The sequence below is a fragment of the Neorhizobium vignae genome, assembly GCF_000732195.1.
Classification (GTDB): domain Bacteria; phylum Pseudomonadota; class Alphaproteobacteria; order Rhizobiales; family Rhizobiaceae; genus Neorhizobium; species Neorhizobium vignae.
The window spans coordinates 916,693-942,909 of record NZ_JNNU01000002.1; the positions used below are offsets into that span (position 1 = coordinate 916,693).

The window sequence follows — 26,217 nt, forward strand, 5'->3', positions numbered from 1 at the left end:
CCGCCCCTCTGGATCACAGGTCAGCGAGGCGCCGAGGCGGAGCCTTCCTTGTAATATGAGACGTAGCTGCTGTGCAGCCGCTCCGGCGAGCCCGGATCGGCATAGCGATGCAACTCCGACATTTCCGTCTTGTTGAGGATCACGCCCACCGTTTTCGAAGCGATCTGCGGTTCGGACCGGATGATCGACTGCACCGCCTTCGCAGGGGTCACGCCCCACTCGGTGACGAAGACGAAACCGTCGACATAGGGCTCGAAGGCCTTGGCATCGATTACCGGCAGGAGCGGGGCCAGATCGACGACGATGACGTCGAACGTATCCTTGATGCTTTCGAGGAAATGGCTCATGCCCGAAGAAGCGAGGAGTTCGCTCGTATGGGCGAGCTGCTTGCTGCGCGTCGTCATCGGCAGAATCGTCAGGCGCGACCGGCGGTCGACACGTGCGGCATTGGTCCATGGCGTCTGCTGGAGCACCACTTCGACCAGCCCGACTTCCGGCTCCGAGGCCAGCATGCGGCTGAGACCCGGATTGCGCAGGTCGGCGTCGATCACCAGCGTGCGAACGCCCGTCGAGGCGATCAGCCCGGCGAAATTGGCCGCGACCATGGATTTCCCTTCGCCCGGCAGGCAGGAGACCACGCCGATCACCCGGCACTTCCGATCCTGCAGCATGATATCGCATGCAAGCTTGGCATTACGCAGCGTCTCGGCAAACTGGGACCGCGGCGCCTCGACCGCCACCCGCATCAATCGCCGGAACGAGATCGGGTTGCCGGGAGGTGCTCCCGCCGCTTCGGCTTCGGTTGTTGCCGGCGGCGGCGTTTCCTCCGCACTGGCGCCGCTGACCATCGGCAGGTAGCCGAGGAAGCGAAGGCCCAGTTTCTCCTGCACATCGTCGCCCGTCCGGAAGAACCGCTCGCGGAATTCCAGGAGCGTCGCCGCCGCACCGCCGATCAGCAGGCCGAGCACGATGGAAAGCGCCATGGTCAGCGTCTTGCGCGGGCTGGAGGGGGCCGTCGGCAGACCGGCGTCGGAGATCACGCGGGCCTTGGCGATCGGGAAGGATTGCCGCTGCGTCGCTTCCTCGAAGCGCCCAAGATAGGATTCGTAGAGCGTCTTCAGCGCCGCCGCCTTCTGCTCCAGTTCGCGCAGCTGGACCATCGAGACATTCGCTTCCGAATTGCGGCCCGCAACCCGGTCGATACTCTCACGCAGCGATTTTTCGCGCGAACTCGCCACTTCGAATATGTTGCGGAAGCTGCCGGTCAATTGCTGCAACTCGCGGTAAATCTGCTGCGCGAGTTCGCTCTTTTCCGCCTTGAGCGCGACCGCCTGGGGATGGTTGGCGCCGAATTGCTGGATGATGCCCTGCTCGCGGTCGGAAATGTTGATGTAACGCTTCCGGAGGTCCTGAATGACCGTGTTGTCGGTATCGCGAGCCGAAATGACGGCATTCTGAACGGCTGCGTCAGGCCCCTTGTCGATGATCGCCTGATATTGACTATAGCGTGCCGAAGCGGTTGCTGCATCGGCCTGCGCCACGATCAGCTGGCTGTTGAGATCCGACAGCTGCTGGGTCGAGAGGAGTTCGCCGCGCGGCGAAACCAGACCGTGCTGGGTCTTGAATTGCTCAACGGCAAGCGAGGCCTGCTGCGAGCGGGTGTTGAGATCGTTCAGGCGCTCCTGCAGCCAGAGCGAAGCCCGCTCCGTCGCATCGAAATTGGCGTTGAGCTGTTCGGTGAGGTAGGATTCCGCATAGGTCCGCGTGATCATCGCGGCAAGCTGCGGATCCGGCGAACGAACGGACAGTGCGATCACCGAGCTGCGGCCGACACGCTCCACGGTCAGCGATTGCTGCAGGACGGCCGCCGCCTTTTCGCGGCGGCCCATCCGGATATTCTCCTCGGAAGACGGCGGGCCGCCGGGTGTCAGAAGCGCGACGATGCTGCGGACGGCGCCCTTGGCGAGATCGACCGGCGACTGCGGCGGATTGACGACCGTCTCGTTCTGATCGAGCTTGGCCTTGTCTACCACCCTCACCGCCAATGCCTTGGATTTGAGGATCTCGACTGCGCTCGACATGCGGTTGTCGATCTGTTGGGCCGTCTGGCTGTCCTGCGGGTCGTCAGCATAACGGGAAAGGTTCTCGTCGATGAGGATCTGCGTCAGGGCGGTGTAGATCGGCTGCGCCATCACCAGGTAGAGCCCGGCAAGGGCAACGGTGGCGATGAGGCAGACGACGACGATGCCCGAACGGCGGATCGCAGCCGCCCAGAGCTTATCGAGATCGATGAACGTGTCGTTATCCCGCGTTTCGCTCGGGAATATCGTTCTCGGTCGGAAGTTTACCTGATCCATAGGACCCGCTTTCTGGAGCTTTGGGGGACGGATGGCGGATTGCCGCCATCCGTCTCGTATGACTTGAATACGCGTCAGGCGGCTTTGACCCGCGTTTCGTGCGACATCATCAGTTGCTTGATGGAGGCGTAAATCTCGGCCCCCATATCCTGACGCAGCATTGCGAAAGCGACATTTGCTTCGATAAAGCCGCGCTTGCTGCCGCAGTCAAATGTGCGTCCCTGATAGGGATGCGCATGGAACGGCTGGACCTGCGCAAGCTTGTGCATGCTGTCCGTCAGCTGAATTTCGTTGCCGGCGCCGCGTTCCTGCCGGGCAAGCAATTCGAAGATTTCCGGCTGCAGAATATAACGCCCATTCAGGTAATAATTGGACGGTGCCTCGGCAGGTTTCGGTTTTTCGACCATCTCCGTCACCTCGAAACCATGCGATACGCTGTGGCCGACACCTACGATACCATAACTCGACGTCTCTTCCGGCGCACATTCCTCGACCGCAAAGACATTGCCGCCGACTTCTTCATAAAGCTCCATCAGTCCGGCCATGCAGCCCTGCGGACCGTAGGAAACCATGTCGGGCAGAAGCAGCGCGAACGGTTCGTTACCGACCAGTTCGCGGGCGCACCAGACCGCATGGCCAAGGCCGAGCGGCACCTGCTGGCGCGTATAGCTGACGGTGCCGGCAACCGGCAGCATCTTTTCGAGCTGGGTAACCTGGACCGTCTTGCCCGAGCGGGTCAGCGTCGCGACGAGCTCCGGCGCGCTGTCGAAATAGTCCTCGATCGCGGTTTTGTTGCGACTGGTCACGAAAATGATGTTCTCGATTCCCGCCTGCATGGCTTCGTCGACCGCATATTGAACGACGGGTCGATCGACGATCGTCAACATTTCCTTCGGCATGGCCTTGGTGGCCGGCAGGAACCGAGTGCCATTGCCTGCGACGGGTATCACCGCCTTTCGAACTGGTCTTTTCATGTCCATTCCTTCGTCCTTTCTGAGGGCGCCCCCGCCCTATTGATCGGATTTTCAGTTGACGTCGGCCGTTTCACCAGTCGACGCATGCGAACGGCGATCGGCATGCGCAGAAGTCGGAGCGCACGTGGGTTCTCGATTGCCGTTTTCAGGAAGCCGCCGACGGAACCCTTCTTGATTTCGTCGACGAGCGTGAGAAATGAACCCGCTTCGAGGATGCTGCGGGTGCGCCTGCGCTGGGCAGCCGAGGCTTTGGCATCCAGCTTGTAGCGGGAGAGAAAAACGCGGTCGGAGGCGAGCATCGCGTCCAGATGGCTCTGCTCCAGGACGCGCGAGATCGAGTCCTGGCGCAGGTGATAGACATATCCGATCTCGGGCACGATCGCGCACCGCGCACCGCTCGCCAGAGCAGAAGCAAGCAGCAGATAGTCCTCGCCCACCCGCAGCGCCTCGTCGAAACGCAGCCCGTGCTCAACGAGAAACGCGCGGTCGAAGATCGGCTTCATGTAACCGAAGTTGAAGGTCGATTGGAAAATCACGTTCGAGCCGATGAAATCGGCAAGCGTCAGCATCGACCGCTGCCTGAGCGCCTCTTTGGAAAACATCGCATGGGGCTCCCCGTGGTCGAACGGGATGACGTCGAGATTGTCGACGACGATCTGTGCCTGCGCATCCTCGGCCCGCTTCAGCATGGTCAACAGCCTGACGGGATAAACCGTGTCGTCGGAATCGAGAATGGCGACCCAACGGCCCCTCGCCGCAGCAAGTCCGGCGTTTCGGGCCGCAGCCGGCCCGCCGTTCACCGCCTGGGCGATCAGCCTGACCCGTTGATCGGAATAGCCTTGGGCGATTGCCCGCGTCCGGTCCGTCGAGCAATCGTCGACGACGATCACTTCCAGCGTTACGCCCATCTGCGCAAGCGCACTGTCGATGGCACGCGCGAGCGTCTCCTCGGCATTGTAAGCCGCAATTACAAAGCTCACGTCGGGCTGGAAATCCGGGGCCTGCATATCGTGCATCGTCATGTGGCTTCGGCGGCTCCGTATTGGCGGATCTCGCGGATGCCGAGCGTGCCCGTGACCGCGCCGGCATGGAGTGCCGCACGAAGAGCGTAGCGCGCACGGGTGACCGGCGAGGGAATGGTTGCCGCCGTCACTGCCAGGCAGTAACCGAGCTTCAGCGCAGCAAGCGCGGTCTGCTTGATCCGGCCGAGGCCGGAATTCTTTGTCGCAAGGATGCGCCCATGCGTCTGCCCGGAACGGAACCTGCGCTTGGCGAGCCAGGAAAAGCTTGCCCGGTTTTCAGGAACCAGTTCCTCGACCATTGCATCCGATGCAAATTCGATCCGCCCGCCCGCATCCGTCAAGGCGGTGAAGAAATGCGTATCCTCGCCGCCGCTCTGGCCGAGCGAGAGCGCGAACCTGCGGCCCGCAACGACCGGCGAACGCATGTGGAGAAGGGTATTGCAGGTATAACCCGTTCTGATCTGCCCGCCGACCCAGACGGGCATGGTCGAATGAAAATCGCCCTTGCGCATCCAGTCGGCGCTTTGGGTTCCATAGACTGCCCTCACCGGCCCGAGAACCGTATCGGCTCCGGTCAGTCTCGCCGTCGATACGAGCCCGACCAGCCATTCCGGCTCCGCCGTCTCGTCGTCGTCGATGAAGGCGAGGTAGTCCGCATCGCTTTCGGCGAGGCAGGCATTGCGGGCAATCGAGATGTTCGACTTCGGGCAATGGACATAGCGGATCGGGAACGGCGAACGCTCCCGCAAACCATCCACCAGCCCGCTTGCGCTCGGGCTCGCATCGTTGTCGGCAACGATCAGGCGCAGTTCCGCGCCCGCCGGGACGGCAATCTCGAAGAGCGAGATCAGCGTCTCCACGAGTTCCGGGCGTCGGTAGGTGCAGATACCGATATCGATGCGGAACGGCCTTTCCTCTGCCGCCATCAAGCGATCCTCCGTCGTCGGATGCTGATCAGTTCCAGCCAGAAGCCGGCCGACCAGGCGAAATGCATGATCATCGCCGAGAGCGAGGCGAGCGGGCCGTAGGGGTTGTTCTGACCCACGGCCAGCCAGAAACCGTAGCCGATGCAGGCGGCGGCCCAGATGACCATCGGTATGGCCGCCCACCAATAGAGAAGCGCAAGCAACGCCCCGACAACGACGGGCGCCACCGCGAGCGGGATCGCCTGCCTGAGCTTCGGGATCGAGCGATGTTTGATCAGGTTCCTCGCCCGGCCGCGGCCATAGGCGAGATATTGCCGGAACAGCGCCGGAGCACTCGAACGCGGATAATAGGTCATGTAGGTCTTAGCGGTCATCCAGATGCGGAAGGCATCGGCGCGCAGCCGGAAATCCAGCTCGGCGTCCTCGTTATGGCTGAAGCTATCGTCATATCCGCCGACCGCCCGGAAGGCTTCGATCCGCATCAGCGCATGGTGGCCGTGATCGACCCATTCGCCGCCACCACCGGCGCGATGTTTCGATCCGCCGTTTCCGAGCTTGGAATTCTGCGCCACCGCGGTCGCCTTCTGGAAAGCGCCGAAGCCGACCGTCTCCATGCCGACCACCACGGAATCGGCATCCATGTCGATCGCCTCCTGCAGAAGCGTGCGGCAGTAGTCTTCCGGGTAGTCCCCATGCGCATCGATGCGGATGAGAAAGTCCCGGCCCTCGCCGAACCGATCGACGGCGAGGTTGATGCCAGCGCTCTGGATGCGCTTGGGATTGTCGAGCAAGACGACGTCCCGGATCTCCGGGATGAGGCTCTGGACGATCTCCGGCGTGCCATCCTGGCTGCCGCCGTCGGCAACGACGATCAGCATGTCCATGTCGCCGCGCTGATCATTCAGCTTGTGCAACAGCGGCGCGATCGTCGCCGCTTCGTTGAGGCACGGGATCACCAGAAGCGTCCGGATATCGGACATCTGGGCATTGGAGTGAGAACGCGAAACCATACTCCACCTCACGTTTGCACGGTCGAAACGGCCGGCAGGTCTGCCGGCGACGAAACGTTGGGATGTAAGGCCGCGAGCCGCGAGACAAGCGCGCGGCAATCCGCCGGCCCGGTCACCCACTGGCTGCGCTCCACGGCGGCAAGCCGGGAAAAAAGGTCAAGGTAACGCGCGTCCGTCATCTCGTTGAACAGCGCTTCGAGGGTTTCTGCCGTCACCTGATTGCGCACCAGGCCGATGCCGCGCTTGCCGATGAAGCGGCCGGTCTCGGTGCCTGCCAGCGCGATCGGAACCGCGCCGTGCAGCCCGCCTTCATAGAGCCGGTTCGGCAGCAGCCAGCTGGAATTCAGCCCTTCCTCGAAGAAATCGATCGCCCAGGTGAACTGCACGTCGCCATAGATCGCAGAAAGATCCTCGGGATTGCGGTAGGCACCGTGGAACTCGACATGCGGGGCGGCAGCAACTTTCGCATCGAAATCGTCGAACTCGCTGTAAGCCGGGCGGCCGCGCAACACGATCTCGACCTTTCCGTCCATGCGGGCCGCGAAGTCGATCAGCATATCGAGCGACTTGCGGCAGCGGATCGCGCCAAACCAGCCGATCCGCCAGGGCCTCCCCGGCTCTGGGGGGCGGGGCTGGAGCGGCCCGGAAACCAGTTCCGGATCGAGGGCAAGCACCTTGTTTTCCAGAAGCAGAACCGGCAGGTCGAGGCCGGAACGCGGCTTGAAGAAATTTTCCACGAAAGCCGGGGAGCTGGTGATCAGCAGGCTGGCGCCGCGGCCGAAAAACAGCTGCGCCTGGCGCATCAGGCGGCCCTTCATTCCCTCGTCGAGAAGCAGGCGGTGAATATCGAGGCATTCGTAGACGACGGGAACCTGGCGGCTGAACATGGACGCGGCGCGTCCGGCAAGCGCCAGCGTCTCCAGATTACGGGCGATGATGACGTCGGGGACGGCGATATCAGCCAGGGTCCGCTTGAGCCTCATGCGGGCGGCAAGAACTGCTCCGATACGCTGCGCAAACCGCCCGTCCGCGGTCTGCCCGAGTGAAACGGTCGTCACATCCCGCTCGTCGGCAAGCACGTTCGAGCCGCGCTCGAAGCCCGCGACGGTGACGGCCGCACCGCCGGCCTTCAAGGTCAGCACCCGCCGCCGTATGGCCGCGTCGGCCATGTCATGCGCGAGATAGAGAACGTTCAATGTCAAATCGTCCAACTCCATTGTCGAGCCGCCCGGGCGGTTCAGCCGAGCGTGCAGAGCACGGATTCAGGAAAGCGGCATTTCTCGCCGATCGCGGTAAAGGAGATCCGGTCCACGGTCATCGAGGTCGGCTGGGTGTAGGAGAATGCGCCCATCCACTGTTTGAGCGTGTCGGTTCCCCATAGGCTGAGAAAGATCTTCTGGGGGTTTTGCGGGATCTTCGTCTTGTCCGTCACTTCATGGACGAGCTTGCCGTTCACGAAGTAGCGGAGGCGGCTCTCCTCCCAGATGAAGGCATAGTCGTTGAAGCCCTGGTCCGCGCCGCCCGCGACCGGCACGAGCTTCTCGTTGTTGCCCTTCGCGGAAACATACTGATTGAGCTGGACCTGGCCGGTATTCTTGCCGAGCACTTCGAAGTCGATCTCGTCATGCGGTTTCTTGTCGGTCGGGCCGATATAGGTGAAGAACGCCGAATTGAGCCCTGAGCCCGTCGCGGATTTCATGCGCACCTCGTAGGTCCCATACCCAAAGCGCGCCCTGGTCTGGATTTCACCGCATGCGAAGTCGCGATCGCCGGTCTTGTCTCCGGTGAAGCTGAGCTGCAGCGCGCCGCCCTCGACCTTCACCTGCTTCTTCGACCAGGTGCAGTTCTGGTGCTTGCCGTTGTTCCAGCCGTCCGAGACGTACCAGATGGAACGATCGAGGCTATCGAAGTTCTCCACGAAGGACTGACCCGCAGCACCCTGTTGGGCGTATGCTGCGGGAGAGAGGAGTCCAGACACCGCGGCAGCGATGATAACCTGGCAGGTTAGTTGAATCTGTCTGGCCTTGGCCGTCATGTTTCACCTATGCTGTTGCGTCATTAAGGGTTCGCCGGGATGGTTTGCCTGGCGGGTGAGTGGGACTTGGCGGCCGCCGAAAGCTTGGCCTTGCGACCGCGGCTGCCCGTCAACACCTCGTACAGACCGCGCATTCTGCGCGAGAAGAGACGATTGCTGACAAGAAGAATGAGGAAGCTTCCGCCGACCGCGGCCGCATAGAAGACGGGATAAAGGGCATCCCCTGCCACCCGGTTCCACACCATCCACATCACGACGAGCAGCGGGTAGTGGGCGCAGAACATCCAGAAGCTCAGGCTTCCGGTGGCTGCAAGCCGCTGGCCGACCCAGGAACGGATGACGATCGCCGACATCAGCCAGAAGCCGCCGGCGCCGACAATCGAAAGCGCACTGCGCGCCATGTCGAGAGGCCAGGGGAAATCCGGGCCGGTCCAGTAGAGGCCGATGGACAGCAGCACGGCAGCGGCAAGCATCGCAGCCGTACCCAGCACCGCATACCGGTCCGCAACCTTGAGATCCACCCGGTTGAGCGCCAGGAAGATGCCGAGGGTGAAGCTGAACAGGATCGATTTCTTCAGGACGATGCCGAGCATCAACGCGGGCGTGATCGCCAGCAGGAACAGCACGCCAAGCGTCACCGCCGGAAAGCGCCGCACCGACATGGCAAGGATCGGCGACAGGATGATGCAGACGATCAGGTCGCGAAGAAAGTAGAGAGGAATATTGATCGGCAACCCTTCCGTGGCCAGTGCATTGCTCAAGAAATCCCGCGTCGAAAGGTTCCAGAGATCAGGGAAATACCCAAACCCGATTCCCATGGGCTGGACGACGAGCACGGCTGCAAGCAGACCGAGGTTCCATAATAGAAAAGGCACCAGGACAGTCCTTGCCTTGGAGCGAAGCGTCTTGGCATAGTCGAACGCCTCCCAGCCACGCTGGAACAGCAGGTAGCCGGAAATCGCGCTGAGGCACGGCACGCCGATACGGAAAAGGCTATCCCCGAGGAAAACCCTGAACCAATCGAACAGACCATTCAGCCCCAGGAAGGGGCTGGTCGCGGGATCGTGCGGCACGTGGACGAAAAGTATGCCGGAGATCAGCAGGATACGCATCAGATTGATACGGGAGGATATGTTTGGATCGAGAGTCAAACGAGTCACCCTTTTTGGGCAGTGCCTCCCGTCACCACCATTTCAATCAGAGCAGACTTGAGCCCGCAGTCACGCAAAAAGGATCAGGCCGAGTTTGGCACAAAATGTGGCAGCGCAGCAAAAAAGCAACCTGCGCGTAAATACCGGGGCGCGAAGAAGCATCCGCCCCGGCGTCGGATACGGCTTCGGGGACTTATGGTTTTCAAGGGTTCAGAGCCTACTTCAGGGCTCCCAATGCTGCACCGCAAAAGCACAAAAAAATATTTTTGCAATAGGCCGAAACGGCTAAACCTTTCGTATCCATGTACCTCCACGCCCTGAAGCGGACTTTGAATGTGGCAAAATCTGGGCAAATCTGGGACATAATCGGATGAAGGCCCCGCCGGCTTCGTCGTCCCGATCCGCGGCGGCGGGCGGCATCGAAAATATTTTGCAAACAGCGCGTTCAATCAGCGAATAAGCAGCAATTGACGGGTTTGCCCCCCGGCTGTACCGCCGCTTACCGCCTCCAGCTAACGGTTCGTTAACTGCGCTATGAAGATGCCCAGGGCCATCGGCAGATCATCGCGAAAACAGCGCCAGCGTAGTGCCCCGGGGACCGATCCGAGGTCTTCTCAGGCCCGCAGTCTTGCCAGATTGCAGTCCGTGACAAATTTCAGCCTGAATGTAACGGTCTTTGATAACGCGTTCGGCCGACGCCAGTGTGATCGTCCTGGCGGTCGCCATATGATCAAATCCTGTTACGGGAGGTCATTCGATACGGCAGCGCACTGCCGGCAACCCGGGGCCCGACAAACGTCTGAGGCTTGTAATTCTTTGAAAAGGCAGGGGCAAAACATGGCGACGTTCACGGTTGTTATCCCATTTTTCCAAAAAGAAGCCGGCATTCTCCGCCGCGCACTGAAATCGATTTTCGATCAGAGCTATCAGGACTTCGATATAATCATCGTCGACGACGAGTCGCCCCTCTCCGCAGATATGGAGCTTCAAGGCACTGAAGATGCTTGGAGATCCCGTATCCGGGTAATCCGCCAGCAGAACGGCGGGCCGGGTGCGGCACGCAATACCGGCCTCGACAACATCCACGCTGCCACTCGTTACGCGGCGCTTCTCGATTCGGACGACGTCTGGCTGCCGGATCATCTGAAGAATGCGTTTGAGAGCATGACCCGCTTCGATGCCGAGTGCTACTGGGCCTCGATGCAGGCAAGCGCCGAGTTCTACTACCACTTCGGCATGGCCGAACTCGAACAGACGGAAGGCGGTACGCGGCTTTCTGAAAGCCCGCTCCTGATCGAAATGCCGGATCTCGCAAGCGTCATGCTGAAGAACTGGAGTTTCCTGCATCTCTCTTGCATGGTCATCGCCCGGCCGGTCTTCGAAACGGTCCGTTTCGAACCCTCGCTACGGCTGGCGGCCGAAGACGTACTGTTCTTCGTCGACTGCATCCTGAAATCGAAGCGAACCCTGCTCTGCGACGAGGAGGGTGCGGTTCGCGGTATGGGTCTCAACATCTTCCACAGCATCGACAATCGCTCCCCGCAGTTCCTGCGACAGCAGTTCAACACCTGGGTGGCGCTCGATACGCTGGAGGAGCGTTTCCGTTCGCGCCCCAGTGACGTCGCCTCGATCGCATCCTACAAGAACACGGCCCGGCGGCAGGCCCTCTGGAGCCAGGCCGGACGGGTGAAACGCCGCCAGGCGCCGGACCTCGGCCTGCTCGCCCGGTGGGTGATGCGCGATCCCGCGCTGATCCGGGCAGCATTCGAACTCGGGGCCGGCAAGCTCGGCCGCAACGCACGCTAAATGCCTGTGTTTCCTTTTAATTCCATCATCCCACGGAGGCCCGCATGAAAGCGTACTACTGGGAATCACATCACGGCAATTTCGGCGACGACCTCAATCTCTGGCTCTGGGATGCGTTGCTTCCCGGTTTTCGGGACGTCCACCCCGAGATCCTGCTGGTCGGCGTCGGCACCGTACTCAATCCGGTCCTGCTGCCTGCTGGCCAGAAGAAGCTGGTCATCGGCAGCGGTTACGGTTATGGCACGCCGCCTGATGTAACTGACGCGGCGGGATGGGACGTGCGGGCGGTCCGCGGACCAATGACGGCGGCCAAGCTCGGCATTTCACCCGACAAGGCGATCACCGACCCGGCAGTGATGATCGCCGACATGCCGGAATTCCAGAACCTGCCGAAAATTCACAAGAAGACCTTCATTCCACATTGGGAATCCGCGGAATTCGGCATGTGGAACGCCGTCTGCGAGCCCGTCGGCCTCACCTATCTCGATCCGCGCGGCGAGGCGAAATCGGTCATCCGCCACATCGCCCAGTCGGAGCTGATCATCGCCGAATCCATGCACGGTGCGATCCTCGCGGATGCCTTCCGGGTGCCGTGGGTGGCCGTCAGCAGCTCCCGTTCCATCAACAATTTCAAATGGAACGACTGGGCTGCATCGGTGGGGACGGTTTACCAACCTCGCTACGTGCCAGTCTCCACCCGCGCAGAAGCGGTGGCCAAGCGTTCGCGCTTCTGGGGCTTCAGCTTCGACGGTCAGCAACCCGCCCATGAGGCGGCGTCGGAGCCGCACAGCGGCGAGGTCATTACCCGGACGCCCTCGCGGACCGGCCTTCGCGGCATGGCGAAGCAGTTGCTTGCAGCTCCGTCGGTGCTTGCGCTCTGGCAGGCAAGCCGCGCGGAACCGCGGCTCAGCCCCGTCGAGGTTCTGAACGAGCGCAAGGAAAGCTTCCGGACGATGCTGGAAGGGATACGCCGCGACTATTTTTGAGCGGCAGGTATGCCGGGCAGAAGATAGCGCATGCCGACCGGCTGTGCCTGCGGCTTGGACGACCCGGCGCGCAGGAGATCGAGCTTGTCGAGGAAGATGCCCGTCGCAACGGCCGGCAGGACCTGTGGGCGGGAGAGCAGGTGCCGGATGGCCGCGCCATTCCCCGCCTGCGACTTGATGTCGAGGAACGCGCGCAACTCGTATCGGTCGCGCGTATGGTCGCGATGCCGGACGATTACCGCCCTTTCCTCTTTGCTGAGCGCCGGGTCTGCCAGGAGCGCGTCGTCCGCCTCGTAGAATTTGCGCAGGTCGTCGGTATGATGCCGGCTGCTCAGCGAATCCTGGCGCACGATGGCGCCGTAGCCGCAATGCTCGATCACCTTGTAGCGCGCGCCCTTGGCGAGCGCCCGGGCGTAGAAGTCGTAATCCTCGCCGAAACGCATGTTCTCGTCGTAGCGGAGGCCGTGGGCGTCGAGGAACGCCCGGCTCATCACAGGCTTCAGGAAGCCGGTCTCGCCGCGTTTGACACCGCGCCTGGAGATGTTTCCTTCCACGAATTCGACAAGCGACATGGTCCGCGCCCGGGTCTCGAACCGTTCTGGACGGACGGGCTCGCTCGGTTCGTAGATGAAGGCGATATTGTCGGCGATGAGGTCCCAGTCCTCCTCCTCCAGCATCGGCGCGAAGCGGCCGGGGAAAAAGAAGTCGTCGGCATCGAGGATGCCGATCAGCGGCGCGCTCGATATGGCAATCGCATGATTGCGGGCAGCTGAGGGGCCGCGATTCTTTTCGAACGAAACAACGGTGAGCCGTCCCGACTTGTCGTCGGCCTTGCGCGCGACATCGGCGGTGCCGTCGGTCGAGCCGTCATCGACCACCACGACCTCGCTGACCCGAGCCTCGTTCAAGGCGGATTGGATCGCGATTCCAATCGTTTCCACGGCATTCTTGACCGCGATGATGACGCAGATCGTCTGAGAAGCGTTTTCCGCCATAGCCCACTCCATGTTGCATCGCGACGCAACTATGGGCCCAGGAAAATGGCCCTCGTGTGAAACTGGCAGAAAAAAGCGCGATTTCGTTCAGGTATCGCCGGCCGGGAGGTGCGGAGCGGGATCGGTACGCAACCCGTCACGCCGGCTGCCGTCCTTAGAGCTTTTGGGCGTCGCAGCGGAATCCGAAGTTACGCCTGAATCCCGCAACTGCCTTTCACGGCGCACCAGATAGAGGATGGCGACGAAATATCCCGCCTGGATCAGGACGGCACAGATCAAGGTCTGCATAAATGCCGTATAGAGCGACCCCGTGATAAAGTACGCAGCCACCGCGAACACGAGCAGAGTCCCTGTCATGCTGATAAAGACGCGCGGCGCGTACATGATCCTTCCTCCCGAACATAAATGTTCTGCTCTTGGCTTTCAGGCTCCTCTCCCGATAGATCAACCATATGAGTCTGGCGAAGAGGATTCAAGTTTTCCGATCCCGATAGTGCCAGCTATTGGTGAAACTTTCGTAAGGTCGTCGAGGTTCCCCATAAATACTGCAGGCAATGGATCGATCTCTATCTCTCGACCACAAGCCTCCCGCCTCGATTTTGCCATATTTTTGCCCGGATTGCACCAGGTTGGAACGAATTCCGCCGCCGGTTCTCTCAACCCACGTCAAACCCGATCAACTTTTGTTACAAAGCTCACGCGAACCCGCCAACCATTGTTGCGCTGCAGCATTGTATTGCGACGCAACAGGAGTGGGCCTTTGGTCCCAGGTGCAAGCTACTTTGGTCCCCCTCGCCAAGAAGCTGCGCGTTTTATGACTAGGCGACCGACAGGAGAGAGCGCAGGGATAAGTTTGGACCAAGATGCGAATATTCGCTACGTGGCCAATTTTACACGCCTTCTACAGTATTGACTGTACTTCCCGCGTATATCTCCCAAGTTGTTTCCGCCCAATCGCGGGTGGGGAATCGCCCTCCGCCCCCTGCCCGAGGGGTTGGCGGAAAAGTTTGATCTTCATCAAATTGCGAACACAGATTTATTATCACATTAACGCTCAATGACGCGCCGTAATGGCACCGACTATCGCAAAACCTAAGTGGAGTTCACTCTATGAAGTCAGCGACACGTTCGGCAGGTTCGCCGTTCTCAACGTCAGACCAAGCCCGCATGACTCTCCCAACTGGGGGCTTGGTAAAACGCAGCTTCGATATCACCGCCGCCGTTCTAGCCCTTATCCTGTTCAGTCCGATCTTCCTGATGATCGCGGCGTTGGTGAAGTTTACAGACCATGGCCCTATTCTCTATGGCCATCCCCGGATCGGCCATAACGGCCGAACCTTCAAATGCCTCAAGTTCCGCACGATGGCCGTGAATGGCGACGAAGTCCTGCGAAACCACCTGAAAGCCAACCCGCAAGCCGCGGAGGAATGGCGAGCGACGCGCAAACTCAAGGCCGACCCCCGCGTGACGGTTGTCGGCACCGTGCTGCGCAAGCTCAGCCTCGACGAGCTTCCGCAGCTTCTCAACATTCTGCGGGGTGAAATGAGCGTTGTCGGCCCTCGCCCTGTGGTCGACGAGGAACTGAACCTCTACGACAGCTTTGCAGCCTACTACCTGAGCACACGCCCGGGCCTCACCGGGCTTTGGCAGATCAGCGGCCGCAATGACGTTTCCTATGACAGCCGTATCGCGTTCGATACCCATTATGTCCAGAACTGGTCGCTTATCGGTGATGTCGCCATCATCGTGAAAACGATCCCCGCCGTCTGCATGGCGCGCGGCAGTTACTGATCATCCGTTGCCTCTGCTGAAGCGTCGGCCCCTTGACGGGATCGGCGATTTTGGCGGGCTTCGAGCGCGGACCTGGTTCCGCGCCTTTTGAAGGAAAAATCCATGCAGACACAAACCGCCTCCGTGAGGGGCCTTCGTGCTTTATGTTTTCTGGCCGGTGCGATCACAGTCGCCCTGGCCGGTAGCGCGACTGCGGAAGAGGCTGGCTATCGCCTCGGCGTGATGGACAAGCTGCGCATCCGCGTCGCGGAATGGCAGCCGGCCGACGGCACGATCCGCAACTGGGATGCGGTGAGCGGCGACTATACCATCGGGCCGACCGGATCGCTCTCCCTTCCCTTCATCGGCGACCTCCCGGCGGCCGGCAAGACGGCGAGCGAGGTGGCGAAAACCATCGGCGAGGAGTTGCGCGGCAAATTCGCCTTGCGCAACCTGCCGTCGGCTTCAGTGGAAATCGCACAGTTCCGCCCGGTTTTCCTGGCCGGCGACGTACATACGCCGGGCGAATATCCCTTTACTCCCAACCTCACCGTGCTGAAGGCCATCAGCCTCGCCGGCGGCCTTCTCCGATCCGATTCAGGCCAACGTTTCGCCCGCGATTTCATCAATGCCCGCGGCGACGCCTCCGTCTACGATTCCGAGCGCGGCCGTCTTCTCGCCCGCCGTGCCCGGCTGCTGGCGGAAGTCGCCGGCGCCACCGACCTGAAAGTCCCCCCGGAACTCAAGGACGTCAGCAACGCCGAAAAACTGATCGCCAGCGAGGCGTCGCTGATGAAATCGCGGCGCGACCGGTACGAACTTCAGCTGAAGGCGCTGACCGACCTGCGCTCGCTGCTCGAAAACGAGGTCCAGTCGCTCAGCCAGAAGGCCGAGACCCAGAAGCGGCAGCTGCAGCTCGTTAGCGAGGATCGCGAAAAGATGGCGAAGCTGACCGAACAGGGACTTGCGACATCCAGCCGGCGCATCACCGCCGAAGAAAGAGCTGCGACCATCGAAGGCAACCTGCTCGATATCGACACTTCCACCCTTCGCGCCAAGCAGGATATCAACAAGGCGAATCAGGATGAGATCAACCTGCGCAACGACTGGGAGGCCCAGCGCGCCCAGGAACTGCAGAACACCGATGCCGAACTCGAAAAGCTCGGTCTGCAGCTCGGCACCAGTCACGAACTGATGTCGGAGGCCGTGGCTCAGTCGGCCGAGGCGCTGAAATTCGACACTTCGGGCAAGTCTGCTACCATCAAGTACACGGTGGTGCGGGACGACGGTCAGGGGCCGAAAGAGGTTGTCGTCGGCGAAAACGACAAGCTTCAGCCCGGCGACGTCGTTAAGGTCACCGCCGAGCTCCTAATGCAATGAGGATCGCATGAGGATTGCCAAATCTGCGCTGATCGATCCGGCTCGCAATGAAGTCTACGGCGTGGCTGCGGTCGCGCTGTCCTTCTTCGTATTCGCCTATTCGAGCCGGTTCGGGCAGATTTCGATCCTCGCTTATTACGGCGTCTGGTTCCTGCTGCTGCTCGCCGATTATCGGCAGGCCCTCGGCAACTACCTCAGATATCTCTGGATATTCGGGTTTGCGCTGTTCTGCTTCATTTCCGCCTTCTGGTCCCCGGCCTTCGGCATCTCGCTGCGCACCGCGATACAATACCTGACCCATGTGGTCTGCGCGCTGGTCGCCATGCGCACGATCAGCGTGCTGACATTGACCCGCGGCGCGATCGTCGGCACGGCGATCGTGCTCCTGTTTTCCATGCTGTTCGGAACCTACCTCTATGACGCGATCGACGGCAGCTACAGTTTCGTCGGCGCCTTCTCCTCGAAGAACCAGCTCGGGTTCTACGCCTCGCTCGGCCTTCTCTTCGCGGCATCCTATCTGCTCATCTGGCGGCAGAAAGGTCTCTGGTTGATCGCCTCGGGCTGCGTCGGCCTCCTGAGCGCCTATTGCCTTCTCGCCTCTCAATCGGCGACCTCCGCCATCACCACTGCCGGCGTTGTGGCGCTTTGCGTCGGTTATATGCCCGTCGCCCATCTTTCCCCCAATCACCGCAAGCTGCTGGTGGCCGGACTGGTGGTGATTGGAGTGGTCGCGATAGTCGGAGCGCTCCAGATCGGCGCCGTCGACGCGGTCCTCGGCATATTCGGCAAGGATTCGACGCTGACGGGACGGACCTATCTCTGGCAGCAGGGGATCGAGGCCATACGCGAGAACCCGATTCTGGGCACCGGTTATCAGGGCTACTGGGTTCCTGGCTTCGCCGATGCCGAGAGACTGTGGGACGACTTCTTCATCACCGCCCGCAGCGGGTTCCATTTCCACAACACGTTCATCGAGGTGGCGGTCGAGACCGGCCTCGTTGGGCTCGCCCTGCTCTGCATGATCATGCTGACGAACGTCTTCGGCCATCTGAGCGCGATGCTGAGGCGCAACCGAGATCCCGGCTCGACGCTGTTATGCGCGCTGAGCGTTCTGTTGCTGATACGGGCTTTCGTGGAGGTCGACGTCCTCTTCCCCTACCAGATCGGCTCGTTCCTGATGTTCTACGCCGCCGGCAGGCTTACCCTTCGTCAGAAGTCCGACGCATTGACCTACCCCTCCAGGCCCCGGCGGACCATCATCGCCTGAGCTTTTCGGAAAGGTGTTCGGCGAGCCGGAACGCCAGCGCCACGGCTGGCAATGTCGGATTGGCATGACCTCCCGTCGGGAACAGGCCGCTGCCGGCGAGATAAAGATTGTCGATGCCATGGACGCGGCAATCGGCATCGGTCACGCCATCGTCGGGGTTCCCGGACATACGGCTGAGGCCGATCTGGTGATAGCCGTCGAATGCCTGGCTCAACACCGCCTGCCGCCGCTGGAGGGTGTCATGCAGATATTCCAGTTTTCCGAGCCCGGTTCGTCGTAACCACGTATCGAGTATCTCGTGCGATTTCAGGACTGAACTCAAGTCCTGCTCGGTGACGCGATAGTCGACGACAAGACCAGCCTGGGTGCCCCCTCGGCCCTGAGGTTGCAGGTGTACCCGGCTTTCCGGATTGGGCACCTGTTCCGCATGGTAGCGAAGCAGATAGCGGCCTTTTGGATTGATGAGCGTGCGCCACGGTTCGATGCGTCGTTCCAACATGTTGAGAACCGATCCGAACAGATTGAACAGGGTGCGGCGATCGGTGCGGATATTCCGCCAATGCTGTCGGCGGTCGATATTTTCAGGCCCCCTGGCCGTCGGCGCCAGGCCGTTCGAGAGGCGGCGATAGAGACCGAACATCTTCAGGAACAGGTAGATGAGTGACAGGGCACCCGAACCATGCACGGGATCGGCAATCGAAATCGCGTCGATCCAGAAGACGCAGTTGAGGAGCTTCTCCTCCGCCTGGATCGCCGGCGTGACCTGCAGCCTGCGACGGAAGATATAGTTTTCGTCGTCGATATCGAAGGCGAAGTGGCTGGCGAGCCTGGGCTTGTCGAATTGCAGCACGGCAATGTAGCCGGTGAGGTGCCCCTGGTAGAAGCGGCCAAGCGGACCGTCGGGGCCGCCCAATGCCTCCGGCTGCCTCTCCCTCAGGGCGAGCAGCAGGCGGGCATTTTCCAGCCCTCCTCCGGCGAGGACGAAAGTTCTTGCCGTGATCTGGCTTTCCTGGCCGGCGCTGTAGGCCGTGAGACTTTCGACACGCGCGCCGGACGCATCGAGCGTGATGCCGGCGACGGTCGCGTTCACGAGGCGAATACGCCTGGACGCCTTGAGCCTCTCTGCGTAAATCGGCCCAAGATCCGGAAAACGGCTCCACCGCTCCAGGGCGTTCGTGTCGATCCCATGATCCGAGACACCGAGCGGTTCAAAAGCAGGCTCGCCGGCATTGCAGTTGAGGAATGTCAGCGCTTCCGGATAGTGGCGGCGAAGCTTCTCGTGGGAAATTGGCCAACCGGAAAACGGCACATGATCCCGCACCTCGAAATCCAGTTCGTCGAAAGTGACGCACCGGCCGCCCCAGAGCGCCGACGCACCACCGATGCCCGGACGGGACATCGCCATCGAAGGAGCATGATGGTCGTTGGTGAATTCGATATCGCCGGCACCGGCATCTTCCGTAGCTCCGCCCGCGCCCATTTCGAGCAGGGTCACCGTGAGCCCGAGTTTCTCCAGCTTCAGAGCGAGCGCCAACCCGACGGGGCCTGCGCCGACGATGCAGACATCCGTCGTTTCCGTCTCAGAATCTGCTGAAGCCATGTATGCCTTTGAGAGAGAACCCCGCATCACCAACAGATAGAGCTGGCTTGCAGAAATGGAACTGCCCATTCGGATTAGGCTTGGGCAACTCACGGCTTCGGATATCGAGCGCTACTCCTTGAGTTATAGAGCCCCCAAATCCCAGGTTCCGCGGCCGCACCGGATCGGCCACCCGCGACTTTTTCGAACCACGACAAAAACGGCGGGCGTCCTGACTGCCGTATCTAGGCGATGCGTTGCGAGCGCGTGAGCGGAGCGACCGCCGACGATCCATCTGCCGAGCGGGCAACGCGGCCCTCGACCGGATGAGCCGGATCGGTAAAGCCCGGCGTCGACGGATGGCTACAGCAGGATCTCCATCATTGGCGACGGTTCGTTCTTTTAGAAGCTGACCGCCTTCGGCTCGATGGCCACCAGTCGGCCGCCCTCGATCTTGTAAAGTCCGATCTTGCGCTCCGCCATTCCGCTCGGCGTGAAGCGGAACAAGCCCGTAACGCCCCGAAACCCCGTCTTCGTCGTCAGCGCTCCCGGCGTCAGGGCCGTTGCACCCTTGCCTCTGACGATGCCGGCAGCGACCGCGATACTATCGTAACCCTCCGCGGCATAGACCGAGAGCGACCGCTTGTTGAAGCGGCGATATCGCTCGCCGATCAACAGGGAGGCCTCCGGATCGGCCGCCGCGATGATGACATTGGAGGCAGCCGGATCGGCATAAAGCTCTATTGGCCAGTGGCTGGTTCCGACCACAGCCAGCTTGGCGAAAGAGGCCCGGACACCCTTGAGAATGGTTCCGACCGCCGGCGAGTCCCCCATCAGCACCAGGGCACCCGCATCATCGAGCAGGGCCTTGTTGCGGGTTAGGAGGTCGCCAAGCGGCGCGGCTGGATCATAACGGACCACACCGATCAGCGCGCCGCCGGCCTGGCCGACCGCGGATCTCAGGCGCTCCTCGTCGACACCGGCTATGCTATTGGGCGCCAGGACGACAACTCTCTTATGGCCGGAGGTGATGGCCGGACGCACGCCCCGCGCAACACTCGCCACCTCATCGAACCCGAAATTGAAAACGTTTGCGCCAGCCACAGGGCTTGAAAGATTGATCAGTGGCGGTCGCTGATCGGCCGGAATGGCCGCAATCGCCGCCGTCGTCGCCTGCGGCGCATAGCTGATCAGCAGACCGGAATTGCGTGCTCTTGCAGCGGCGAGCGCCGGGGCCACGGCAGCCGGTCCCTCCGCCACGTCGATCACCTTGATCTTCATGACGCCGGCATCGTCAAGTTCGCCGATGGCGAGTGCCGCACCGTCACGGATGTCGCGCGCAGCACCCTCATAGATGCCGTTCGGCGCCTTGGTCAGTAACACCGTGACTTCCGTCGAGCCGCGCCCGAATGTTTCCTCAACCACGGATGGCGGCGGCTTCAGCGCCTTGTCGTCGAGAACCTTGTCGGCAACGGACGAGGATTCGCATCCGGACAGGATCGCGACAGCCAACAAACCCAGCAGCGATATACGTATCGGACGCAGGCGCGTCGTCATTCGGAAGGCCTTATGAGTAACGTCAGCGAGATCTGAAGGGTAAAAAAACGAATGTCCTTGCGGCATTTCCTGGACCACTCTGCGGCCTTCTTGGTTGTGGTAACGCCATGCTATCCCAGACAAAAATCATTAACAAGCACCTATCTCGAAATATAAAATTTTATACGTTTTATCTCAAATAACTTATTTATAGATTATCTATCTTCAAAAACCAGAAATTCAGCGGAACTTGCTAGCATCTCTCTATCAAGGGAGATAAAAAATGGCGAATAAGAAGAATACCCTGAAAATCGCAATCGCTACCGCCCTCACATTACCATTCATTGTTTCCACCGCAGTCTCCGCTCCAATCGCAAAGCAGCAGTTTCCGACAAATACTGGAGCCGGCGTGGCGGTTATCGGAACTCATGTCCTGGAATATCTTCCGACACCGCTCTCCATCATGGCTTCGCTTGCGTTCCGGAACGTACAGGTTGCCGCAGCATTTCAGACATTCAGCCAGCTCGGCTCGACGATCGCTCTGCCCGCGGCGAGACCTGCGAACGTAGTCGAGGTCGCAATCAAGCCGGCCGACATGTCACCATCCAGGCGCGTAGAGCCGGCAGCGCCCAACGGCGCCGTGTTCGATACTGTCGCCATCCCCTTCAAGCGCCTCGCCGCCTTGAAGAAGCTCGCGCCCGCCCTCGAAGAAATGGACAGCGGCACCGCGGTAAAATGCAACGGCAAGGGCTGCAGCCCAGCCTTCGCCGCCATCCAGCTCGTCGGTCTGAACACGTCGCAATCGTCGATCCGCGACAAGCTCAACGCCGTCAATGCCGCGGTGAACCAGTCCATTCGCTACCGCACCGACCAGGACGCCTACAAGGTTACCGACCGTTGGAGCACACCCCGGGAAACGCTGAGCCTGCAGCAGGGCGATTGCGAAGATTTCGCCATCCTGAAAATGGCGGCACTTCGCGCGGAAGGCGTCGACCCCGACCAGATGTCGATCGTCGTCCTGTTCGACCAGAAGCGGCACTTCTACCACGCCGTCCTTTCGGTCGAAGCCGGCGGCAAGTTCTTCATCCTCGACAACATGCGCAACCAGGTTCTCCTGGATACGCAGCTTCCCGACTACATGCCGCTCTATTCGATCAAGGGCGGCAAGGGTTTCCTGCACGGCTCCCGCCGCAAGGACCAGAACGTCGCCATGGCAACGCCGCTGGAAAAGATTGCGCCAGGCGAAGGTGTAAACTTCTGAGCTTTCCGGGCCGGAATGCGATGCGTTCCGGCTCTGGACGTCAATAACGGGAAATATAGCCGATCAGCATCGGCTTTTCGTGTGCCGGGGCAAGGGCCAGGTTGATCTGCCCCTTGATGACCTGTCTGGCGCAGGAAATCGTGAAACCGGTATTCAAGGTCTTGCCGCGGTTCATCTGCAGCGTATCCATTGCGTCTTCGATCTGCGTGTCGATCGAGAACTTCAGGGTCTTCATCAGCTGCGACGGATCCTCCCCCACCAACCGCTGCCGAAGCATGACAAGAAACGGTTCGTTGAAGAACTGCAGCCGCTTTTCCCGTGTCAACACAACCGTCGGGGACGGCGATGCCTGAACCAGCGCACCGAGATTTTCGAGCGACGAGACATCCTCGACCGTCGCAAGCCGTCCAAGCGCCCATTTGAGGCTGAGGACGCGCAGCAGCGAGGTGAGATTGCCCCCCTCCGGCATCTGGGACGCGGTGTACTGAACCAGATCGCCGGTGGTTATCTTGCCTGCGGCCGACATGCGGCTGAGGCCTTCCCAATAGATTTTCTCGAGCCGGATACCGCGGCGCTCGCCATTGCGCGCCACGACCGCGCGAAAACGCGGCTCGACTTCTTCCTTGTCGATGATCGGCAGCGGGTCGCCCGCAGGTTCGATGCCGGACATTGAAAGCGCACCTGATTTCATTGGAGAGCTCTACCGTTCGGTAAGCGCATCGGAGCGCGCCCGATTGATAGGCTTCATGAGATAGCTGAGGACTGTCTTGCGGCCCGTCATGATTTCAGCGGATGCAATCATGCCAGGAATGATCGGATAGGACTTGCCGTTGCGTTCCAGCTCGGACTTGTTGGTCTTGACCTGGACGAGGTAATAGGTCTCGCCCTTTTCCTTCTCAACGATACTGTCGGCTGAAACGTTGGTCACTTCGCCGTCGAGCCCGCCGAAGATCGCGAAATCATAGGCCGTGATCTTGACGATGGCCGGCTGCCCGCGGCGGACGAACGCGACATCGCGCGGTGATATGCGGGCTTCGATCAGCAGCGTGTCGGCCGTCGGAACGATGCCGGCAACCACACGGCCCGGATCCACATAGGCGCCGATCGTATTGACTTCCAGGGTATTGACGATGCCATCGACCGGCGAGCGAATATCGGTGCGCTTGACGCGGTCCGAAGCCCCGCGGATCGTTTCGTCGATGACGGAGAGCTCCGCGAGGGCCTGCGCCTTGTCGGTCAGCGCCTGCTGGCGGAGAGCCAACGAAATTTCCCCGACCTGGAGCTTTGCTTCTTCGACGGCACCACGAAGGCGTATCAGGCTTTCCTGATAGACCTTGAGCTGGCCTTGCTGGTCCGTAAGCTGGCTTTCGATCGTCAGAAGCTGCGTCTGCGAGACCAGACCTTTTTTGGCGAGAGGACCGTAAAGATCGCGCTGCCGCGTCGAGGAGGCGATATTCTGTTCAAGCCGATCGATGTTGGCATTGGCTTCGCTGAGTTCGTTCTGCCGCTGCTTCATGCGCTCCTGAAGCACATCGAACTTGTTCTTGTAGCTGGCCTTGTTGGCCTGGAACAGCCGATCTTCGTTGTCGCAGACGGTCTTGGCGACCGCCAGGACATCGGCCGGACAGACGAACGGCTGGTCGTATTCGCCTTTTTCTTCCATCTGCAGGCGGGCGATCTTGGCTCCGAGCGCCCTTGCCTTGGCAACGGATTCGCCGAGCGTGGATTCGGTTGTCGTATTGTTCAGCTGAACGATCAGATCGCCCTTGCGGACAATCTGGCCGACCTGGACGGCTATGTCCTGGACGACGCCGGCTTCGGACGACTGGATGATCTGCGTCTTGGAAACGGGAATGACCTTGCCTTCGCCGCGGGCGATCTCGTCGATTTCCGCAAGCGCTGCCCAGGCGAGGAACGTCGCCATGCAGGCCGCCACCAGGCCGACCAGCATGCGGGCGAAGAACGGGGGATTGTCGTGAACGCCTCTGCTCACGGCTTTGCTCCCTTGCGCTGCATCGCCTCGAGCACGGCCGCCTTCGGCCCGTCGGCGACGATGCGGCCCTTGTCGATCACCACCAGCCGGTCGCACAATTCCAGCATGCTGAAGCGGTGCGTGGCGATCAGCAGCGTCGTCTCGCGGCTGAATGCGGTCGAGAGCTTGGCGAGGAGATGACGCTCGCTTGCAAGGTCCATGGCGCCCGACGGCTCGTCGAGGAAAACGATCTTGGGCTTGGTCAGGAGCAGGCGGGCAATCGCCAGAGCCTGTTTCTGGCCGCTGGAGAGGTTGCTGCCGCGTTCGCCGACCGGCATGTCGAAACCACGCGGATGGTTGGAAACGAACTCGTCGACGCCGGTCATGCGCGACACATGGAGCAATTCCTCGTCCGTCGCATCGGCACGGCCGATCAGCAGGTTTTCCTTCACCGTGCCCGAGAACAGGTCGGACGATTGCCCGGCCACCGCGACCGCGGAACGAACCTCGGACATGTGATACTGGCGGATATCGACGCCGTCGATCAGCAGGCGACCATCGGACGGCAGGAAGAGGCCGTCGAGAAGGCGGCCGAGCGTCGTCTTGCCTGAGCCGATGCGGCCGATGATCCCGACCCGCTCGCCGGGAGCGACGGTCAGCGAAAGCTGATTGATAACCTTGTAGTCAGATCCCGGATACTGAAAGGAGACGTTCTGGAAGCTGAAGCCGCCCCGCTTGATCTCGCGGTTCACGAAACCCACCGTGGACGGACGGTCCTCCGGCTGTTCCATGATCTTGTCGAGAATCTTGAGCGACGTCATCGCCTGCCGGAAACGGGCAAGCGCCATCGCGATCTGGCCGAGCGGCGCGCCCGCGCGGCCCGCCAGCATGACGGTCGCGATGATCGCGCCCATTGCCAGATGACCCTCGGAAAACTCGTAGGTGCCGGCAATCACGATCAGAACGCTGACCATCTGCTGGACAAGATTGGTGAGGTTTACGGCATTCGAGGAGACATGCTTGATTTCCTCGCTGGTGCGGCTCGAGAGCTTCATCAGCTCCTGCCAGCGACGCAGCATGCCCGCTTCGGCGCGAAGGCTCTTCACGGTCTCGATGGTCGAAATCGTCTCGACCAGCAGCGACTGGCGGCGCGATGCTTCGTTGGTGGCGGCCGCCATGCGGTGGCCGATCTTGGCCTGGGCATGCAGACCGATCAGCACGGACAGCACCAGCGCCACGGCCGGGATCACCACAAGCCAGCCTGACAGCATGTAGATCACGATCAGGAAAATGAACACGAACGCCGTGTCGATCAGCAGACCGACCGTGTTGGACGTGAAGAACTCACGGACGAATTCGTACTGCGTGACGCGGTTGGCATATTCACCCGTCGACAGCGGACGCGACGCGAGCGTCGAGTTCAGCACCTTGTCGAAGATCATCTGGGAAAGACGCAGATCCGCGTTTCGCCCGGCATGATCGATGAGCGCGGCGCGGGCGGTCTTCAAGAGGAAATCGAACGTGTAGGCAAGCGTGATGCCGATGGCGAGCACCCAGAGCGTCGGAAACGCCTTGTTGGGAAGCACGCGGTCATAGACGTTCATCGTGAACAGCGGCGAGCCGAGCGCAATCAGATTGATGAACAGCGCGGCCATGATGACGCGCATATAGGTGCGCCAATAGGGAACCAGCGCCCGCAGCAGCCAGTGCCGGCGCTCTATTTCCCCGGCCGTGCCAACCGAGGCATTGTCGGAGGCGTTCTGATAATAGAGCGTGAAGGCGAAACCGAAGCTCGGTTTTAGCGCCACGAGCTCCTGACGCGTCAGCTTGACGGGATTTCCCGAGGCCGGAACCAGATCCGTGACGTAGTTTCCATCGGCATCGGTTTCCAGCAGCGGCAGGACGCCGCCGTTCTCAAAGACGATGATGGCGGGGCAATCGAAATTGCCCTCGCGACACTCGCGTTCGCCGTGACGGATGACTTCCAGCCCGATGCGCTGCGCCAGATGTTCGACATCGTCCAGTTCAAGAGATTCGGAAATCTCATCCGGCAATCCGGAAAACAGGACGATGTCTGATGTCGGGCGCCCGTAAAAGCTCGCAACAGACCTGAATGCAGTTTTAAATGTCCGAAACGGCGTCGTGTCTGCGTGGTCGAGCTTTACGTTGAGCATTTGGTCCTTGCCAATC

The 26,217-nt window shown here is 61.0% G+C and carries 21 protein-coding genes; 6 read left to right on the top strand and 15 right to left on the bottom strand.

Features of this window, described 5'->3' with window-relative positions:
- Window positions 1-20 precede the first annotated feature (20 nt).
- The 8 genes from GQ59_RS04540 to GQ59_RS04575 form a co-directional block, all read right to left on the bottom strand.
- The gene (locus GQ59_RS04540) at window positions 21-2,357 is read right to left on the bottom strand and encodes a polysaccharide biosynthesis tyrosine autokinase (protein WP_037077880.1); all 2,337 of its coding nucleotides are present in this window, start codon (window positions 2,355-2,357) and stop codon (window positions 21-23) included.
- Between the two features lie 74 nt (window positions 2,358-2,431).
- Window positions 2,432-3,337, bottom strand: a complete 906-nt coding sequence (locus GQ59_RS04545; protein WP_037077881.1) for a UTP--glucose-1-phosphate uridylyltransferase — start codon at window positions 3,335-3,337, stop codon at window positions 2,432-2,434.
- The gene (locus GQ59_RS04550) at window positions 3,328-4,353 is read right to left on the bottom strand and encodes a glycosyltransferase family 2 protein (RefSeq protein ID WP_084682986.1); all 1,026 of its coding nucleotides are present in this window, start codon (window positions 4,351-4,353) and stop codon (window positions 3,328-3,330) included. Before GQ59_RS04550 ends, GQ59_RS04545 begins: the two co-directional genes overlap by 10 nt.
- Window positions 4,350-5,279, bottom strand: coding sequence for a glycosyltransferase family 2 protein (locus GQ59_RS04555; protein WP_037077883.1), 930 nt, complete (start codon window positions 5,277-5,279; stop codon window positions 4,350-4,352). The genes GQ59_RS04550 and GQ59_RS04555 overlap by 4 nt, the downstream gene beginning before the upstream one ends.
- Entirely contained in the window at window positions 5,279-6,289 is a 1,011-nt protein-coding gene (locus tag GQ59_RS32505; RefSeq protein ID WP_174459604.1) for a glycosyltransferase family 2 protein, read from the bottom strand. The genes GQ59_RS04555 and GQ59_RS32505 overlap by 1 nt, the downstream gene beginning before the upstream one ends.
- Window positions 6,290-6,297: 8 nt before the next feature.
- Window positions 6,298-7,458, bottom strand: a complete 1,161-nt coding sequence (locus GQ59_RS32510; RefSeq protein WP_244447903.1) for a glycosyltransferase — start codon at window positions 7,456-7,458, stop codon at window positions 6,298-6,300.
- Between the two features lie 68 nt (window positions 7,459-7,526).
- Window positions 7,527-8,324, bottom strand: coding sequence for an endo-1,3-1,4-beta-glycanase ExoK (exoK, locus tag GQ59_RS04570; RefSeq protein ID WP_037077906.1), 798 nt, complete (start codon window positions 8,322-8,324; stop codon window positions 7,527-7,529).
- A 23-nt stretch (window positions 8,325-8,347) separates the two neighbouring features.
- A complete protein-coding gene (locus GQ59_RS04575) occupies window positions 8,348-9,475 on the bottom strand; it encodes an acyltransferase family protein (RefSeq protein ID WP_037077909.1) in 1,128 nt (375 codons plus the stop codon).
- Window positions 9,476-10,312: 837 nt separating this feature from the next.
- On the opposite strand from GQ59_RS04575, the gene GQ59_RS04580 reads away from it, so the two are divergent.
- Both GQ59_RS04580 and GQ59_RS04585 read left to right on the top strand, forming a co-directional pair.
- Window positions 10,313-11,281, top strand: a complete 969-nt coding sequence (locus GQ59_RS04580) for a glycosyltransferase family 2 protein (RefSeq protein WP_037077910.1) — start codon at window positions 10,313-10,315, stop codon at window positions 11,279-11,281.
- 44 nt (window positions 11,282-11,325) lie between these two features.
- Window positions 11,326-12,267 carry a polysaccharide pyruvyl transferase family protein gene (locus GQ59_RS04585; protein ID WP_037077912.1) on the top strand — a complete coding sequence of 314 codons (942 nt, stop codon included), beginning with the start codon at window positions 11,326-11,328 and terminating at the stop codon, window positions 12,265-12,267.
- Here the strand turns inward: GQ59_RS04585 and GQ59_RS04590 are convergent.
- Complete coding sequence (locus tag GQ59_RS04590) at window positions 12,258-13,262, bottom strand: glycosyltransferase family 2 protein (RefSeq protein ID WP_037077913.1); 1,005 nt, start codon at window positions 13,260-13,262, stop codon at window positions 12,258-12,260. The genes GQ59_RS04585 and GQ59_RS04590 overlap by 10 nt on opposite strands.
- Window positions 13,263-13,349: 87 nt before the next feature.
- Window positions 13,350-13,646: an exopolysaccharide production repressor protein gene (locus tag GQ59_RS33290; RefSeq protein ID WP_037077914.1), complete on the bottom strand. Its 297-nt coding sequence runs from the start codon at window positions 13,644-13,646 to the stop codon at window positions 13,350-13,352.
- A 726-nt stretch (window positions 13,647-14,372) separates the two neighbouring features.
- Between GQ59_RS33290 and GQ59_RS04600 the strand changes: the two genes are divergently transcribed.
- The 3 genes from GQ59_RS04600 to GQ59_RS04610 all read left to right on the top strand — a co-directional run bounded on the left by GQ59_RS04600 (window position 14,373) and on the right by GQ59_RS04610 (window position 17,679).
- Window positions 14,373-15,053 (top strand): sugar transferase, encoded by a 681-nt coding sequence (locus GQ59_RS04600; RefSeq protein WP_037077917.1) that lies wholly within the window; start codon window positions 14,373-14,375, stop codon window positions 15,051-15,053.
- Window positions 15,054-15,155: 102 nt separating this feature from the next.
- Entirely contained in the window at window positions 15,156-16,412 is a 1,257-nt protein-coding gene (locus GQ59_RS04605) for a polysaccharide biosynthesis/export family protein (protein ID WP_152564207.1), read from the top strand.
- Window positions 16,413-16,419: 7 nt separating this feature from the next.
- Window positions 16,420-17,679: an O-antigen ligase family protein gene (locus GQ59_RS04610; RefSeq protein WP_037077929.1), complete on the top strand. Its 1,260-nt coding sequence runs from the start codon at window positions 16,420-16,422 to the stop codon at window positions 17,677-17,679.
- Here GQ59_RS04610 and GQ59_RS04615 read toward each other — a convergent pair.
- Both GQ59_RS04615 and GQ59_RS04620 read right to left on the bottom strand, forming a co-directional pair.
- Window positions 17,669-19,279, bottom strand: coding sequence for an FAD-dependent oxidoreductase (locus tag GQ59_RS04615; RefSeq protein WP_037078230.1), 1,611 nt, complete (start codon window positions 19,277-19,279; stop codon window positions 17,669-17,671). The two genes, GQ59_RS04610 and GQ59_RS04615, sit on opposite strands and share 11 nt — an antisense overlap.
- A 381-nt stretch (window positions 19,280-19,660) precedes the next feature.
- Window positions 19,661-20,815, bottom strand: coding sequence for an ABC transporter substrate-binding protein (locus GQ59_RS04620; RefSeq protein WP_037077931.1), 1,155 nt, complete (start codon window positions 20,813-20,815; stop codon window positions 19,661-19,663).
- 388 nt (window positions 20,816-21,203) lie between these two features.
- On the opposite strand from GQ59_RS04620, the gene GQ59_RS04625 reads away from it, so the two are divergent.
- Window positions 21,204-22,055: a transglutaminase-like cysteine peptidase gene (locus GQ59_RS04625; protein ID WP_244447894.1), complete on the top strand. Its 852-nt coding sequence runs from the start codon at window positions 21,204-21,206 to the stop codon at window positions 22,053-22,055.
- 40 nt (window positions 22,056-22,095) lie between these two features.
- Here GQ59_RS04625 and GQ59_RS04630 read toward each other — a convergent pair whose 3' ends face one another.
- From GQ59_RS04630 to GQ59_RS04640, 3 genes are read right to left on the bottom strand one after another with little or no spacing between them, the layout of a single operon-like run.
- A complete protein-coding gene (locus tag GQ59_RS04630) occupies window positions 22,096-22,725 on the bottom strand; it encodes a ribbon-helix-helix domain-containing protein (RefSeq protein ID WP_244447895.1) in 630 nt (209 codons plus the stop codon).
- Between the two features lie 30 nt (window positions 22,726-22,755).
- Window positions 22,756-24,006: an HlyD family type I secretion periplasmic adaptor subunit gene (locus GQ59_RS04635; RefSeq protein WP_051903792.1), complete on the bottom strand. Its 1,251-nt coding sequence runs from the start codon at window positions 24,004-24,006 to the stop codon at window positions 22,756-22,758.
- 38 nt (window positions 24,007-24,044) lie between these two features.
- Window positions 24,045-26,201, bottom strand: coding sequence for a type I secretion system permease/ATPase (locus tag GQ59_RS04640; RefSeq protein ID WP_037077939.1), 2,157 nt, complete (start codon window positions 26,199-26,201; stop codon window positions 24,045-24,047).
- Between the last annotated feature and the right edge of the window lie 16 nt (window positions 26,202-26,217).